The organism is Streptomyces sp. GMY02, from assembly GCF_019056675.1.
GTDB classification, from domain to species: Bacteria; Actinomycetota; Actinomycetes; order Streptomycetales; family Streptomycetaceae; genus Streptomyces; species Streptomyces odonnellii.
Window position 1 is genome coordinate 2,734,435 of sequence record NZ_CP077658.1, and the last position, 13,468, is coordinate 2,747,902.

15 protein-coding genes are annotated in these 13,468 nt (G+C 70.7%); 9 read left to right on the forward strand and 6 right to left on the reverse strand.

Features of this window, described 5'->3' with window-relative positions:
- The first annotated feature begins 39 nt into the window (after nucleotides 1-39).
- Together KQY30_RS11290 and KQY30_RS11295 are read left to right on the forward strand one after the other, a co-directional pair.
- Nucleotides 40-993, forward strand: coding sequence for an amino acid ABC transporter permease (locus tag KQY30_RS11290; protein ID WP_217306717.1), 954 nt, complete (start codon nucleotides 40-42; stop codon nucleotides 991-993).
- Nucleotides 990-1,781 carry an amino acid ABC transporter ATP-binding protein gene (locus KQY30_RS11295; RefSeq protein WP_302185310.1) on the forward strand — a complete coding sequence of 264 codons (792 nt, stop codon included), beginning with the start codon at nucleotides 990-992 and terminating at the stop codon, nucleotides 1,779-1,781. Before KQY30_RS11290 ends, KQY30_RS11295 begins: the two co-directional genes overlap by 4 nt.
- A gap of 188 nt (nucleotides 1,782-1,969) precedes the next feature.
- On the opposite strand, the gene KQY30_RS11300 is transcribed toward KQY30_RS11295, so the two are convergent.
- The gene (locus tag KQY30_RS11300) at nucleotides 1,970-2,731 is read right to left on the reverse strand and encodes a trans-aconitate 2-methyltransferase (RefSeq protein ID WP_217306718.1); all 762 of its coding nucleotides are present in this window, start codon (nucleotides 2,729-2,731) and stop codon (nucleotides 1,970-1,972) included.
- Between the two features lie 130 nt (nucleotides 2,732-2,861).
- Between KQY30_RS11300 and KQY30_RS11305 the strand changes: the two genes are divergently transcribed.
- On the forward strand, nucleotides 2,862-3,494 hold the full coding sequence (locus KQY30_RS11305) for an ABATE domain-containing protein (RefSeq protein ID WP_217306719.1): 633 nt from the start codon (nucleotides 2,862-2,864) through the stop codon (nucleotides 3,492-3,494).
- Here KQY30_RS11305 and sodX read toward each other — a convergent pair.
- Nucleotides 3,398-3,826, reverse strand: a complete 429-nt coding sequence (sodX, locus tag KQY30_RS11310; RefSeq protein ID WP_217306720.1) for a nickel-type superoxide dismutase maturation protease — start codon at nucleotides 3,824-3,826, stop codon at nucleotides 3,398-3,400. The two genes, KQY30_RS11305 and sodX, sit on opposite strands and share 97 nt — an antisense overlap.
- 151 nt (nucleotides 3,827-3,977) lie before the next feature.
- Between sodX and sodN the strand changes: the two genes are divergently transcribed.
- The 3 genes from sodN to KQY30_RS11325 all read left to right on the forward strand — a co-directional run bounded on the left by sodN (nucleotide 3,978) and on the right by KQY30_RS11325 (nucleotide 6,261).
- A complete protein-coding gene (gene sodN / locus KQY30_RS11315) occupies nucleotides 3,978-4,373 on the forward strand; it encodes a superoxide dismutase, Ni (protein ID WP_046500988.1) in 396 nt (131 codons plus the stop codon).
- A gap of 260 nt (nucleotides 4,374-4,633) precedes the next feature.
- The gene (locus KQY30_RS11320) at nucleotides 4,634-5,863 is read left to right on the forward strand and encodes a hypothetical protein (RefSeq protein WP_254407075.1); all 1,230 of its coding nucleotides are present in this window, start codon (nucleotides 4,634-4,636) and stop codon (nucleotides 5,861-5,863) included.
- A complete protein-coding gene (locus tag KQY30_RS11325; RefSeq protein ID WP_217306722.1) occupies nucleotides 5,860-6,261 on the forward strand; it encodes a hypothetical protein in 402 nt (133 codons plus the stop codon). The genes KQY30_RS11320 and KQY30_RS11325 overlap by 4 nt, the downstream gene beginning before the upstream one ends.
- A gap of 80 nt (nucleotides 6,262-6,341) precedes the next feature.
- Here KQY30_RS11325 and KQY30_RS11330 read toward each other — a convergent pair whose 3' ends face one another.
- Complete coding sequence (locus KQY30_RS11330) at nucleotides 6,342-7,313, reverse strand: LysR family transcriptional regulator (RefSeq protein ID WP_217306723.1); 972 nt, start codon at nucleotides 7,311-7,313, stop codon at nucleotides 6,342-6,344.
- A gap of 203 nt (nucleotides 7,314-7,516) precedes the next feature.
- On the opposite strand from KQY30_RS11330, the gene snpA reads away from it, so the two are divergent.
- Nucleotides 7,517-8,179, forward strand: coding sequence for a snapalysin (gene snpA, locus KQY30_RS11335; RefSeq protein WP_217306724.1), 663 nt, complete (start codon nucleotides 7,517-7,519; stop codon nucleotides 8,177-8,179).
- Between the two features lie 114 nt (nucleotides 8,180-8,293).
- On the forward strand, nucleotides 8,294-8,965 hold the full coding sequence (locus tag KQY30_RS11340; protein WP_254407076.1) for a hypothetical protein: 672 nt from the start codon (nucleotides 8,294-8,296) through the stop codon (nucleotides 8,963-8,965).
- Between the two features lie 203 nt (nucleotides 8,966-9,168).
- Here KQY30_RS11340 and KQY30_RS11345 read toward each other — a convergent pair whose 3' ends face one another.
- The 3 genes from KQY30_RS11345 to KQY30_RS11355 all read right to left on the reverse strand — a co-directional run bounded on the left by KQY30_RS11345 (nucleotide 9,169) and on the right by KQY30_RS11355 (nucleotide 12,629).
- Nucleotides 9,169-9,615 (reverse strand): DUF6304 family protein, encoded by a 447-nt coding sequence (locus tag KQY30_RS11345; protein ID WP_217306725.1) that lies wholly within the window; start codon nucleotides 9,613-9,615, stop codon nucleotides 9,169-9,171.
- A 436-nt stretch (nucleotides 9,616-10,051) separates the two neighbouring features.
- A complete protein-coding gene (locus KQY30_RS11350; protein ID WP_217310983.1) occupies nucleotides 10,052-11,116 on the reverse strand; it encodes a family 2 encapsulin nanocompartment cargo protein polyprenyl transferase in 1,065 nt (354 codons plus the stop codon).
- A 106-nt stretch (nucleotides 11,117-11,222) separates the two neighbouring features.
- Nucleotides 11,223-12,629, reverse strand: coding sequence for a family 2B encapsulin nanocompartment shell protein (locus KQY30_RS11355; RefSeq protein WP_217306726.1), 1,407 nt, complete (start codon nucleotides 12,627-12,629; stop codon nucleotides 11,223-11,225).
- Between the two features lie 229 nt (nucleotides 12,630-12,858).
- On the opposite strand from KQY30_RS11355, the gene KQY30_RS11360 reads away from it, so the two are divergent.
- Nucleotides 12,859-13,449: an N-acetylmuramoyl-L-alanine amidase gene (locus KQY30_RS11360; RefSeq protein ID WP_217306727.1), complete on the forward strand. Its 591-nt coding sequence runs from the start codon at nucleotides 12,859-12,861 to the stop codon at nucleotides 13,447-13,449.
- The last annotated feature ends 19 nt before the right edge of the window (nucleotides 13,450-13,468 follow it).

The window sequence follows — 13,468 nt, forward strand, 5'->3', positions numbered from 1 at the left end:
GGTCCACAGCCGGTCCGAAGGCTCTGAAAGGCGACATCCGTGACGGTTGACATCCACAAGTCGGACGGCCCCCAGGACGGCCCCGGCGTCGCTGCGGCGCCCGCCGCACCGGAGTCCATCAAGGCGATTCCGGTGCGGCACTACGGGCGGTACGTGTCCGCGCTGGTCGCGATCGGCGTACTGGTCGCGCTCATCTACGCCTTCGCGCAGGGCGATGTGAACTGGGCCGCCCTCCCCGACTACTTCTTCGACGACCAGATACTGACCGGCGTCTGGAACACCGTGGTGATCACGGTGCTGGCGATGCTGCTCGGGGTGGTGCTGGGCATCGTCCTGGCGGTGATGCGGCTGTCGAAGAACCCGGTGACCTCCGCCATCGCGTGGTTCTACATCTGGTTCTTCCGCGGCACGCCGGTATACGTGCAACTCCTGGTCTGGTTCAACCTGGGCATCGTCTTCGAGTACATCAACCTGGGGCCGATCTACAAGGACGAGTGGTCCTCGTTCATGACTCCGTTCCTCTGCGCGCTGCTGGGGCTCGGGCTCAACGAGGCCGCGTACATGGCCGAGATCTGCCGGGCCGGCCTCCAGTCGGTCGACGAGGGCCAGACCGAGGCGGCGCACGCGCTGGGCATGAGCCACGCCAAGACGCTGCGCCGGATCGTCGTACCGCAGGCGATGCGGGTGATCGTGCCGCCGACGGGCAACGAGGTCATCAACATGCTCAAGACCTCGTCGCTGGCGGTGGCGGTGCAGTACACGGAGCTGCTGCGCGCGACCCAGAACGTGTCGCAGACGTCGGGCGCCACGGTCGAGATGCTCTTCCTCGCCGCGGTCTGGTACATGATCCTGACCTCGGTGCTCAGCATCGGCCAGTACTACTTGGAGCGTTACTACGCGCGTGGCTCCAGCCGCAGCCTGCCCGCGACCCCGTTCCAGCGCGTCCGCTCCAATCTGCTCTCCTTCCGCCGCCCCAAGGGAGGCATCGCATGACCGCCACCACGACGGGCACGACGGGCACCACCCCGATGGTGAGGGCCGAGGGCGTCCACAAGTCCTTCGGCGCGGCCCATATCCTCAAGGGCATCGATCTTGAGGTCGCGCCGCGCGAGGTCTTCTGTCTGATCGGCCCCTCCGGCTCGGGCAAGTCGACCTTCCTGCGGTGCATCAACCATCTGGAGAAGATCAACGCGGGCCGGCTGTCGGTCGACGGCGAGCTGGTCGGCTACCGCCAGAAGGGCGACAAGCTGTACGAGCTGAAGGACAGCGAGGTCGCCAGGAAGCGCCGGGACATCGGCATGGTCTTCCAGCGCTTCAATCTCTTCCCGCACATGACGGCGATGGAGAACATCATCGAGGCGCCGGTCCAGGTCGCCGGTGAGACCAGGGCCGTGGCCCGCGCCCGCGCCGAACGGCTGCTGGACCGGGTGGGCCTCGCCGACAAGGCCGCCAGCTACCCGTCCCAGCTCTCCGGCGGCCAGCAACAGCGGGTGGCGATCGCCCGGGCGCTGGCGATGGAGCCGAAGCTGATGCTCTTCGACGAGCCGACGTCGGCGCTCGACCCGGAGCTGGTGGGCGACGTCCTGGACGTGATGCGCGACCTCGCCCAGGACGGGATGACGATGATCGTGGTCACCCACGAGATGGGCTTCGCGCGCGAGGTGGGCGACGCGCTGGTGTTCATGGACGACGGGGTGGTGGTCGAGTCGGGCCACCCGCGCGAGGTCCTGACGAACCCGCGGCACGAGCGGACGAAGTCGTTCCTGTCGAAGGTGCTGTGATCCCGTCGAAGGTGCTGTGACGGCGCTCTGAGCTTTGCCGGGGCTCGGGACTGCGACCGGGCTCGGGCTGTGGCGGGGCTCGGGGCTGTAGCGGTCGGGGCCCTGGCGGGCGGCGGCTTGAGCGGAGGGGCGGGTACGGGTTCGTACCCGCCCCTCCGCGTACGTTCAGCGCCTGCCCCCGACCGGGGTCACTTCAGTGCGAGGACGACCGTGTCGGAGGGGGAGGCCCAGACGGGGCGGGCCTCGGTGAAGCCGGACTCGCGCAGGGTGCGCAGGTGCCATTCCGCGGAAGGTGTGTCGCCGTCGGCGTGTTCTCCGTAGATCGCGAACCGCTCGGCGGTCGGCGCGGCGAGGACGGGGTCCTTGGCCGCCAGATCCCACCAGTCGGACCAGTCGAGGGCGCCCGCGGCCTTGGCGCGGTCCATGGCGGCGTGCCGGTGGGCACGCTCGGCCGCGTTGATCCGGGGGGTGCCGAGGTCGGTCATGTGGTCGGCATTCATCAGGACGCCGCCGTCCCTGACGAGCCCGGCGAGCTGCCCGTACAGCGTGGTCAGCGGTCCGACGGGCAGCCAGTGCAGCGCGGTGGCGGTGAGGACGGCGTCGTACGAGCCGTACGGCAGCAGCCGTGTCCAGCCCGGGTCCGCGAGGTCCGCGGTCACGAAGCTCACGCGCTCGTCACCGGCGAAGTAGCCACGGGCGATGGCGAGAAGGGCGGGGTCGAGGTCGACGCCGGTACTGGTGGCGGCGGGGAACCGGCGGACCAGCCGGTCCGTGATACTTCCCGTACCGCACGCGAGGTCGAGGACCCTCGGCTCGGGGCCCACCACCGCCTCGACCATGTCCAGCATCACCCGGAAGCGTTCCTCGCGGTCCGGCATGTACCACTCCTGCTGCCGGTCCCAGCTCTCCTGCCAGGCGCGCCAGTCGGTGCCGGCTGCCGTCTCGGTCATGGCCCTCTCCTCCGTAACACGCGCACAACCCGTAATACCCTGGTGGCATATATAGCCATTACATCGATGCCCAACCCGACCCTAGTGCTCCGTCCGGCCGTGGCACTAGACCCGCTCGTAAGGACTATCAGTGGAACTGGCCTCTTACTCGGACTCCGCCGTACGCCTGGTCAACACCGAGGAGCCGGCCCGCGGCACGGACACCCTGACCTCGGTCGAGGCCGTACGCGCCCTGTTCGGCGCCGGCTCCCAGGCGGCGGCCCGGCGCGCCACCGAGGCGGATGTCACCCGCTTCCGCTCGGTACGGGCCCGGCTGCGCGCGGTCTTCACCGCGGCCGACGCGGGCGAGGCCACGCGGGCGGTGGACCTGCTCAACTCCCTGCTGCTGGAGTTCCCGGTCAGCCCGCAGATCTCCGGCCACGACTACCTCGACGACGAGGGCCGGCCGCGCTGGCACATGCACCTCGCGGACCACCCCTCCAACGCGACGGCGGGGTACGCGGCGACCGCCGCGATGGGCCTCGCGTTCCACCTCACGGAGTACGGGGTCGACCGGCTGGGCCTGTGCCAGGCGGCACCGTGCCGCAACGCCTATCTCGACACCTCGACCAACCGGTCGCGCCGCTACTGCTCCGACCGCTGTGCGACCCGCGCCAATGTCGCCGCCTACCGGGCCCGCAAACGCCTGGAGACCGAGCGCTCGGCCGACACCGGCCGTACCGCGCGCAGCAGCCAGGAGACCACCGCCCGTACGGACCGCTGACCGCCCAGCGGCCGGTACCTGGCCCTGACCCGGCCCAGCAGCAGTTCCTCGGGCACGGTGCCGAAGACCCGGCTGTCGCCCTCGGCCCCGGGATTGTCCCCGAGCACCCACCAGCCGCCGTCACGCCGCTCCGCCAGCCGCTTCACGATGAGCAGGTCCTGCTGGAGCGGGTGTTTCAGCACCGCCACATCGCCTGCCTTGACGGGGGCGTAGTAGTGCACGAGGAGCTGGTCGCCGTGCTTGAGCGTCGGATACATGGACGGACCCATCACCTCGGCGATCCCCAGTCGCGCCCTCGGCCGCACTTCCGGTTCCCGCCCGCGCTCCGCCATCCGGCACCTCCCGGTCCCACGGTACGTTCCGCCACCAGTACCGTATTTCACCCCGGACTTTTGTCCTAAGCCCAAGGGGGCCCCCGCGAAATCGGGCTTCTCACGGAGTAATGTCCCACCTGAGAAGACGATCACGAGGAAGGACAGCTCCATGCTTTCCCGCCTGTTCGCACCCAAGGTGAAGGTCAGCGCCCACTGCGACCTCCCGTGCGGTGTGTACGACCCTGCCCAGGCCCGCATCGAGGCCGAGTCGGTCAAGGCCGTCCAGGAAAAGATGCAGGGCAACGACGACGCCCACTTCCAGGCGCGCGCGACGGTCATCAAGGAGCAGCGCGCCGAGCTCGCGAAGCACCATGTCTCGGTGCTCTGGAGCGACTACTTCAAGCCCCCGCACTTCGAGAAGTACCCGGAGCTCCACCAGCTGGTCAACGACGCCCTGAAGGCGCTGTCGGCCGCGAAGGCCTCCAAGGACCCGGCGACGGGCCAGAAGGCCCTGGACTACATCGCCCAGATCGACAAGATCTTCTGGGAGACGAAGAAGGCTTGATCACCTCTCCACCCCCGCCGGCCGCCTTCGGCGGACGCGGGACGGGGCAGGTGAGCAGGATGAGGGCCCGGCGGTTGTGACCGCCGGGCCCTTTTCTGCTGTGCGCGCGTGCTGCGCGCGCCGGGATCGGGGGCGGGTTCCGGGCGTGCAAGGTTTCTGCAAGCCCTCGGCAAGGCTTCCGCCTGGTTCGGCGGGCATCTCGGGCTCGAAAGGTCCGAGAAGGTACGTCGGGGGAATCGATGACGGATGTGAAGGGGCCCATGGGTCCCGCACGTACGGAACCCGGTCAGTGGCTGACACTGGCCGGGTGCAAGAGGCTGCTGATCATCGCGCACACCGAGGTGTACGCGCAGAGGCTGCGGGATCTGCTGCCGCTGCTGGAGTCCGATCTGCGGATCCAGGTGGTGTTCACCATCGCACCGCACGCGTTCAACGGGGGAGCCGCGCGGGCGCTCCGGGATGTGGGGAGCACGCTGCTGCCCTGGGAGGAGGCGGTACGAACCGAGTTCGACCTCGCGCTGGCGGCGGGGTCGCAGGGGATGGAGAAGGTCCGCGCCCCGCTGATCCGTATGCCGCACGGAGTCGGGCACATGAAACTGTCGCGGACGGCCGACGACCGGACGCCGGGGGAACCGCGGACCGTCGGCGGCATGGGCCGCAAGTATCTGATGTGGGACGGGAAGGTCGTACCGAAGGCGTTCGCCCTGGCCCATCACGAGGACCTCGCCACGCTCGAACGGTCGTGCCCGGAGGCGCTGCCGGTGGCCGAGGTGGTGGGCGACGCCTCGTACGACCGTATCGCCGTGAGCCTGCCGCTGCGTGAGCGGTATCGCACGGCGCTGGGCGTACTGCCGGGGCAGAAGCTGATCCTGGTCCCCTGCACCTGGGGGCTCGGCTCGTCCTTCAACCGGCTGGACGCCCTGCTGCCCAGGCTGTTGACGGAGCTTCCGCGCGAGGAGTACCGGATCGCCGTGACCGTGCACCCGAATGTCGCCGCAGGGCATGGCGACTGGCAGGTGGGTGCCTGGCTGTCCGCCTTCCGGCGGCGCGGTATCGCGGTCATCGCGCCGGACGCCGACTGGCGCGCCCCGCTGATCGCGGCGGACTGGGTCATCGGCGACCATGGCTCCGTCACCCTGTACTCCACCCTGACCAGGGCGGCGATCCTGCTGGCGCGCTTCCCCGAGCGGGATGTCAATCCGGCGTCACCGGGAGCCGAGCTGGCGCGGATCGCCCCCTCGCTCTCCCCGTCCCACCCGCTGCCGGAGCAGCTCGCCTACGCGGCGGCCGAGCGTCCGGCCGAGGAGTACGCGCGGATCGCGGCCCGGATCTCCTCGGAGCCGGGGCGTTTCAACCGGCGGATGCGGCGGCTGATCTACCGGATCCTGGGGCTGGGCCAGCCCGCGTTCCAACCGGTGACCCGGCCACTGCCGCTGCCGCTGGGCCTGGAGCCCGGTGCTGGCGCCGACGCCGCGGGGGTGCCGGCATGAACGTATGGAAGGAGACCGGGGGAGCGTGCGCAGCCGACGGGCATCTGACCGTGGATCTCGACGGGGGCACGGCGGACGTATGGCGGCAGTGCGCCGATGTGCTGTACGCCAGCCGTGAACGTACGTCCGCCGAAGCGGAAGCACTGGCCGCACGGACTCTGCTGCGCTACCCGGGCTGCCTGCTGACGCTCGTACGGTACGAGGGAGGCGGCTGCTGGGCCGCCGTCCGCGCCGCGGACCGGACGGTGACACTCCCGGTCCCCGACGCGTCTCCCCGCCAGTGCTGCGCGTGCGTCGCGTCTCTGCTCTATCCGGCGGTGGTCAGAGCCCTGAGCCGCCACCACGCGCGTCAAGGCCCCGCAACCGAGCCTCCAGACGAGCCGCGTCGCCCTTGCTGACCGCCGCATAACGGGCCAGGGACTGTTCATACCAGTCCCTGGCCTTCTCCTTGTCCCGGTGTTCGTCCCGGTGTTCCCTGTTACGCCGCCAGGACGTCCAGCAGCGGGCTCTTGTTGCGCCTCAGCCAGTGGCGGTACGGGGTCGCCTCCAGAGCTGCTTCTCGGTACGCGTCCGCCAGGTCCGGGTAGACCTGGGCTCCTATGGAGGTTTCGCCTGTGGTGGGGCCCGGGCGGGAGAAGAGGAGGAGGCGGACTGCGAGGGGGTCGTCGCGGAGGGGTCTTATGGCCATGTCGTCGCGGGGGCGGGAGGTGGGCTGGCAGGGGGCGACCGCTTCGCCGACGGCGATCAGCGACGCGGCTGTCATGTAATCCCCGTGCAGCACCGGCGGGTTGAGGCCGGCCGCGTTCAGGACGCGGCGCAGTGCGTCCCATTCGCCGTCCACCGTCGGGTCGACCATCCAGCGGTCCCCGGCGAGGTCCGTGAGTTCCACGACCGGGCTGGCCGCCGCCGGGTGGTCGCGGGACATGGAGATGAACTGCGGCTCCCGCTCGACCAGTACACGCTTCTCCAGTCCCTCCGGGACGGTGAGCGGGCAGCCCTCCACCTCGTGCACGAAGGCGACATCGAGCTGTCCGGTGGCGACCGCGCGCAGCAGGGCGTTGGCGGAGACGTCCATGTGGAGCGAGATGTCCGTGCCGGGCAGCCGGTTCCCGAGGCGGCGCAGCCAGCCGACCAGCGCGCGGCTCGCGGTCGAGCCGATCCGCAGGCGCGGCCCGCCGGCCCGGTCCGCCGCGGCCCGCGCCTCGGCGACCAGCGCGGCCATTCCCGAGACCAGCGGCCGGGCCCGGCTCACCACGGAGCGGCCCAGCGGGGTGGGCCGGCAGCCGGTGCGTTCGCGCGAGAACAGCTCCGCGCCGAGGGAGTTCTCGATGCGCCGTAGCTGGGTCGTCAAGGACGGCTGGCTCATGCCCAGTTGCCTGGCCGCTTTGTGCAGACTGCCGGTATCGGCGATGGCGCACAGGGCACGCAAGTGTCTCACCTCCAGCTCCATGCCCCGAGAGTAGAGCGGCCCTCAGAGCCGCACCAGGTGACCAAATCGCAGTAATTGGCGCCGCATTCGGCGAAATTCGGCCAGGGCGAACGCCGGGGTGATGCTCCGGTGTTATCGCGAATTGACATCATCCCCACAGGGACCGGCTCCCCGAGACTCTTCCCAACCGAACCCGTTCATCGGACGATTAGGGAGCCCCCCACATGAAGCACCCCAAGACGGCGATTTCCGCGATCTGTGGAATTGGCCTGGCATTCGCGACCGCGTTCAGTGTCGCACCCACGGCCACCGCCGCCGGCACCGGTACCTCCGCGCCCGCGGAGACCGGTTCGTACGCCGCCTTCGAGGGCTCGAAGGCCGAGGCCGCGGGCACGAAGGCGTTCTTCGACGCGGTCCTGAAGTCGGTCGCCGAGAAGCGTGCCGCGAACCCGGGCGTCCAGGCCGTCACCGTGGTCTACAACGCGTCGGCCGCGCCCCGCTTCGCCAGTCAGATAGCCAGCAGCACGTCGATCTGGAACAGCGCCGTCACGAATGTCAGGCTCCAGGCCGGCAGCAATGCCGACTTCACGTACCGCGAGGGAAATGACCCGCGCGGCTCGTACGCGAGCACCGACGGGCACGGCCGGGGATATATCTTCCTCGACTACGCGCAGAACCAGCAGTACAACTCCACCCGCGTCACCGCGCACGAGACCGGGCATGTACTCGGCCTGCCGGACCACTACTCCGGTCCGTGCAGCGAGCTGATGTCGGGCGGCGGCCCCGGTACCTCGTGCCAGAACGCCCAGCCGAACTCCGCCGAGCGGTCCAGGGTCAACCAGCTCTGGGCGAACGGCCTCGCCGCCGCCATGGCCAAGGTCTCCTGACCCCGGTCCCGTCACACCCGCACAGCACGACCCGTACGACAGGGGCGTCCCGAACCCGCGGCAACCGCGGCAAGGGGCGCCCCTGCCCGTGTCCCCCCTTGGTAACGTCGGCCGGTGGACTTCAGTACGGAAACCGGCCGGGCCATCGAGGGCGAGTTCGAGACCCATGTGACGGTACGGGCCGACCGGCCGGGCACCTTCGCCGCGCTCGCCGAGTGGGCCGCCGCGCACGGCCTCAAACTCACCCATATCGTTCTGGACCGCGGCCGCACCCCCTCACAGCCGATGCTCACCCTGTGCGGTTCGGGCAGTCTCGACCAGCAGCGGCTCGCCGCCGAGCGGTGTACGGAGGGGCTGGCGCGAGCCGGATTCACCGTCTTACGGACGAAGATGGAGGCCGCGCCCTGGAACGCGGGGGTGCCGCAGACCGACACGGAGGCGGCGGCGCTGCCCGCGCACTGCCACTTCGAGCACCACATCAAGCTGCGGCTGCCGATCCCGTACGACACACAGCGGCTGGCCGCGGTCGCCGAGGGGCACTCCGCGCACATCTCGCGCAATGCGCGGCGGGTGCTGTCGGGTGGCGTCCAGGAACGCTTTGTGACCCAGCGCGCCCGCGGTGTCGGCCGCCCGACGGCCCGCGCCCGGCTCGACGCACTGCTGGACGGGCTCATCACGGCCGGCTTCCAACCGGTGGACATCGAGGAGGAGTTCGTCCTCCACGATGACAATCCGGCGGTGGACAGCGGCTGGATCGAGGAGAGGGCGGCGCAGCCGGAGGGCTGAGGGGACGGACGGTGGACTGAGGGGACGGTGGGCAGAAGGGGCAGTGGGCCGAGGCGACGCGGCCGAGGGGACGGTGGGGCCACCCCGGGACCGGGTCCAGCGGCCAGGTCGGGCGACCGCGTCGGGCGACCGGTTCAAGCGGCCCCGGCGGGCCACGCGCGGTCAGCCGCGCGGCTGCCGAGGCGCCCCGCCGGCCTCGTCCCTCAGGCCGCTCCCACCAAGGACTTGCCGCCCAGTTCCATGCCCTCCGGGAGCTGGCGGCGGATGCGGTCCAGCGCCTCTTCGAAGCCGCCGCCGGCGATGCCCGACGCGTACGCCGCGCCGCCGAAGTGGAGCGTCAGGCTCAGCTCCGGGCCGCGCCCGGCCGGCGCCTCGGGGCCGCGCTCGCCGAGCGCCAGCAGGCAGCTCAGCGTGGCCTGCTGGACCGTACTGCCCGAGCCGACCGGCAGCGGGATGTCCCACTCCATGACGCACGACGACAGGGCCTCGCCCGCGCCCACCGGCTCCAGCGTGGCGAAATCCGCCCCTTCGTACTCAACTCCCCTTATTCGGGTGCGCACTTGCCGCCCACCCGCGGTGAGGGTGATCGCTTCCGCCCCCTGGCGGTCCCGGTACCAACCCGCCCATGTGTCCGTCGACTCCGCTGTCATGGCGCGGACTGTAGCGCTAGCGGATCTTCCTCCGCAGCACGGGTCACCGCTTCCTGTCGTACTTCCGGACAAGTACCCCATGCTTCCGGACAGGCGTGCCCCTCCCGAAGGCGGGGCGCGCCCCTCGTACGGGCCCCGGCCGGTCGTACGGACCGGCCGGAACCACCGGCGTACGGCCAATTTCCGGCGGATTCAGGCCACATAGGCCACATCTGCGGCGCGGCGCGTAGGTCGACCGTCGCGCCCATGAACGCGAACCCGAGCCGTTCATACAACCGCCGGCCGCGCCCAGTTGCACCGGGCCGTACGGATGGACCTCACCCGCACCCGTCACCCGCCCTGCCGACCAGACGGCCCACCGACCCGCCAGCCCACCGACCCTCCGACCCGCCGACCGTACGCCAGCCCATACGGCACAGACCTCCGCCTCACCCCCTCACCGCGTACGCCGCGTCACGTACTCCGCCAGCGCCAGCAGATCCCCCGCCGCCGCCAGATCCGGCACCGCCCGCGAGAGCTGGTGGACCGCCCGGGACATCCGGTCCGCCGCCTGCTGCTGCGCCCAGTCGCGACCGCCCGCCCGCTCGACGGCCGCCGTCGCGCGCCGGACCGCGTCGGCGTCCATCGGCGCCCGGTACAGCCCGGCCAGTTCCTCGGCGGCCGGGGTGCCGGAGGACAGGGCCGCGACCACCGGCAGTGACTTCTTGTGCGCGACGAGATCGGCGCCGGCCGGTTTGCCCGTACGGTCCGGGTCCCCCCAGATCCCGATCAGATCGTCGATGAGCTGGAACGCGAGCCCGGCCTCCCGGCCGAAGGCGTCCAGCGCGGCGACCTCCTCCTCCCCCGCGCCCGCGTACAGCGCGCCCAGTGCGCACGAAGTGCCCAGCAGCGCGCCCGTCTTGGCGGTCGCCATGGCGACGCACTCGTCCAGCGAGACATCGAGCGGATCGCGCCGCTCGAAGGCGCAGTCCGCCTGCTGGCCCGCGCACAGCTCGATGACACAGGCCGCGAGCCGCGCCGAGGCGGTGGCGGACGCCGGATGCGGATCCTCGGCGAGCAGCCGCAGGGCGAGGGACATCATGGCGTCGCCCGCGACGATCGCGTCCGGCGTGCCGAAGACCGTCCAGGCGGTGGCGCGGTGCCGCCGGGTCGGGTCCTCGTCGATCACATCGTCGTGGAGCAGCGTGAAGTTGTGCGCCAGCTCCACGGCCACGGCCGCCCGTACGGCCTGCTCCGGGTCGCCGCCGAGGGACCGGGCGGCGGCGAGGACGAGCGCGGGTCTGATCGACTTCCCGGCCCGTCCGGAGGCGGGTGTTCCGTCGGCGTGCTCCCAGCCGAAGTGGTACATCGCGACCCGCCGCAGCGGTACGGGCAACGACTCGACGGTGGAACGCAGTTCGGGATGGACAGTCGTACGGGTGCGCTCCAGCAGAGCGACGGCCTCATGGCCCTCGGCCGCGGTGTCCGCGCCGCTCCCGCCGGCCGCGTCCGCGCTGATCATGGTCACGGTCACTTCCCTCTGTGGCATGTGGCATGTGGCGTGTGGGGACCGATGGGGGCCGGGGGCCGGGCACCTGCTGCCGGTGCCCGGCCCCCGGGCGCTCACCTCACGTCCAGCGCCCCACCTCCACGTTCTCCAGCACCCCGAGCGCGTCCGGCACCAGCACCGCCGCCGAGTAGTACGCCGTGACCAGGTACGAGATGATCGCCTGCTCGTCGATGCCCATGAAGCGGACCGACATGCTCGGCTCGATCTCGTCCGGGATACCGCTCTGCTGAAGCCCGACGACCCCCTGCTCGGCCTCGCCCGTACGCATACAGATGATCGAGGTCGTCCTGGCGTCGGAGATCGGGATCTTGTTCGAGGGGAAGATGGGCACCCCGCGCCACGCGGGCACATGGTGGCCGCCGACCTCGACGGTGTCCGGGTAGATCCCGCGCCTGTTGCACTCGCGTCCGAAGGCGGCGATGGCCCGTGGATGGGCGAGGAACAGCTTGGATCCCCGGCGGCGCGAGAGCAGCTCGTCCATGTCGTCCGGGCTGGGTCCGCCGTCGTGCGGCTGGAGCCGCTGCCCGTAGTCGCAGTTGTGCAGCAGCCCGAACTCGCGGTTGTTGATCAGCTCGTGCTCCTGGCGCTCGCGCAGCGCCTCGACCGTGAGCCGCAACTGCTGCTCGGTCTGGTTCATCGGCTGGTTGTAGAGGTCGGCGACCCTGCTGTGCACCTTCAGCACGGTCTGCGCGACGCTCAGTTCGTACTCGCGCGGCGACGCGTCGTAGTCCACGAAGGTGTGCGGTACGACCGCCTCGCCGACATGGCCCGCCGAGAGGTCGATCGCGGCCTCGCCGTACTTGTTGGTGCGCTGGCGCGGTACGAAGGCGAGCGCGGCCAGGTGCGTACGGAGCGACTCCTCGCGGTCGGCGAGGTTCAGTACGTCGCTCCTGCTCAGCGTCAGGACCGTGCACGCCGTCGCCGCGCGTGCGGTGTATTCCCAGGTGGCCTCCCCATCCACCAGGGCCTGGTCCCCGAAGTACGCGCCGTCGGCGAGCACTTCGAGCACGGCGTCGTCTCCGTACGGCCCCGGGCGTGTCTTCTCGACCCTGCCGTGCGCCAGCAGGAAGACCTGGTCCGCGGGATCCCCGGAGACGGCCAGGGTCTCGCCGGCCGCGAACTCCCGCTGCTCGCAGCGGCGCGCCAGCTCGGCGAACACCCCTTCGTCGCCGTACGAGCGCAGCGCGGGCAGCTCCCCCAGCTCGGCCGGGACGACCGCGACCCGGTCCCCGGTCTGCACGAAGGTGACGCGTCCGTCACCGACCGCGTAGCTGAGCCGGCGGTTCACCCGGTAGGTGCCGCCCTGCACCTGGACCCACGGCAGCATCCGCAGCAGCCACCGGGAGGTGATCTCCTGCATCTGCGGAACCGACTTGGTGGTGGTCGCCAGGTTCCGGGCGGCGGCCGTGCCCAGACTCTGCTGGGCCGGCGGCTGCACTGCGCGGACCTCGTCACCAACCGACATGAAGTCTCCCTCTCGATCATGTGCTGACCTGCAAGCAGAAAGCTTCCAGCACGGTGCGTGGGCGCGCCATTACACAAAAGAGTGGGACTGGATCCACGCCGGCGGGGCACAGGGCTCCGTCATGTCCTGATCGGCTCGCACACGGTCCGAACAGCCAGTAGGGACAAGGGGGTTCGGGTAACAAGCGCGGTACGGGACATTCCGTTCGCCGAACAGAAGGGAGTCGGCCATGGCCCGACCCATGTCCGCGGGACGTTTTCTCGACGCGCTCACGAGCGAGGGCCTCACGGTCGTCGAATCCGGCGACTGGCGCAGCCACAACCGCGACCACAAAGGGCCCTGGGGGCCGGTCCACGGAGTGATGATCCACCACACCGTCACCCGGGGCACCGACGCCACCGTACGGCTGTGCAAGAACGGCCATACCGCCCTGCCCGGGCCCCTGTGCCACGGGGTGATCGCCAAGGACGGCTCGGTCCATCTCGTCGGGTACGGCAGGGTCAATCACGCGGGGCTGGGCGATGTCGACGTACTGCGGGCGGTGATCGCGGAGCGGCGGCTGCCGAAGGAGCGCGAGGCCAACACCGACGGGAACCGCTATTTCTACGGCTTCGAGTGCGAGAACCTCGGCGACGGCGAGGACCCCTGGCCCGCCGTCCAGTTGGAGGCGATCGAGCGGGCCGCGGCGGCCGTCTGCCGGCACCACGGCTGGAGCGCGGCCTCGGTGATCGGGCACCGGGAGTGGCAGCCGGGCAAGGTCGACCCGCGGGGCTTCACGATGGCGTCGTTACGGGCCCGGGTGCACGACCGCCTGGCCTGACGGCACGGTCTCCGGCCAC

Coding starts and splice junctions, on each gene's coding strand:
- KQY30_RS11295 (WP_302185310.1), top strand. CDS start 990: ATGACCGCCACCACGACGGGCACGACGGGCACCACCCCGATGGTGAGG.
- KQY30_RS11300 (WP_217306718.1), bottom strand. CDS start 2,731: ATGACCGAGACGGCAGCCGGCACCGACTGGCGCGCCTGGCAGGAGAGC.
- sodX (WP_217306720.1), bottom strand. CDS start 3,826: ATGGCGGAGCGCGGGCGGGAACCGGAAGTGCGGCCGAGGGCGCGACTG.
- sodN (WP_046500988.1), top strand. CDS start 3,978: ATGCTTTCCCGCCTGTTCGCACCCAAGGTGAAGGTCAGCGCCCACTGC.
- KQY30_RS11320 (WP_254407075.1), top strand. CDS start 4,634: ATGGGTCCCGCACGTACGGAACCCGGTCAGTGGCTGACACTGGCCGGG.
- KQY30_RS11325 (WP_217306722.1), top strand. CDS start 5,860: ATGAACGTATGGAAGGAGACCGGGGGAGCGTGCGCAGCCGACGGGCAT.
- KQY30_RS11330 (WP_217306723.1), bottom strand. CDS start 7,313: ATGGAGCTGGAGGTGAGACACTTGCGTGCCCTGTGCGCCATCGCCGAT.
- snpA (WP_217306724.1), top strand. CDS start 7,517: ATGAAGCACCCCAAGACGGCGATTTCCGCGATCTGTGGAATTGGCCTG.
- KQY30_RS11345 (WP_217306725.1), bottom strand. CDS start 9,615: ATGACAGCGGAGTCGACGGACACATGGGCGGGTTGGTACCGGGACCGC.
- KQY30_RS11350 (WP_217310983.1), bottom strand. CDS start 11,116: ATGATCAGCGCGGACGCGGCCGGCGGGAGCGGCGCGGACACCGCGGCC.
- KQY30_RS11355 (WP_217306726.1), bottom strand. CDS start 12,629: ATGTCGGTTGGTGACGAGGTCCGCGCAGTGCAGCCGCCGGCCCAGCAG.
- KQY30_RS11360 (WP_217306727.1), top strand. CDS start 12,859: ATGGCCCGACCCATGTCCGCGGGACGTTTTCTCGACGCGCTCACGAGC.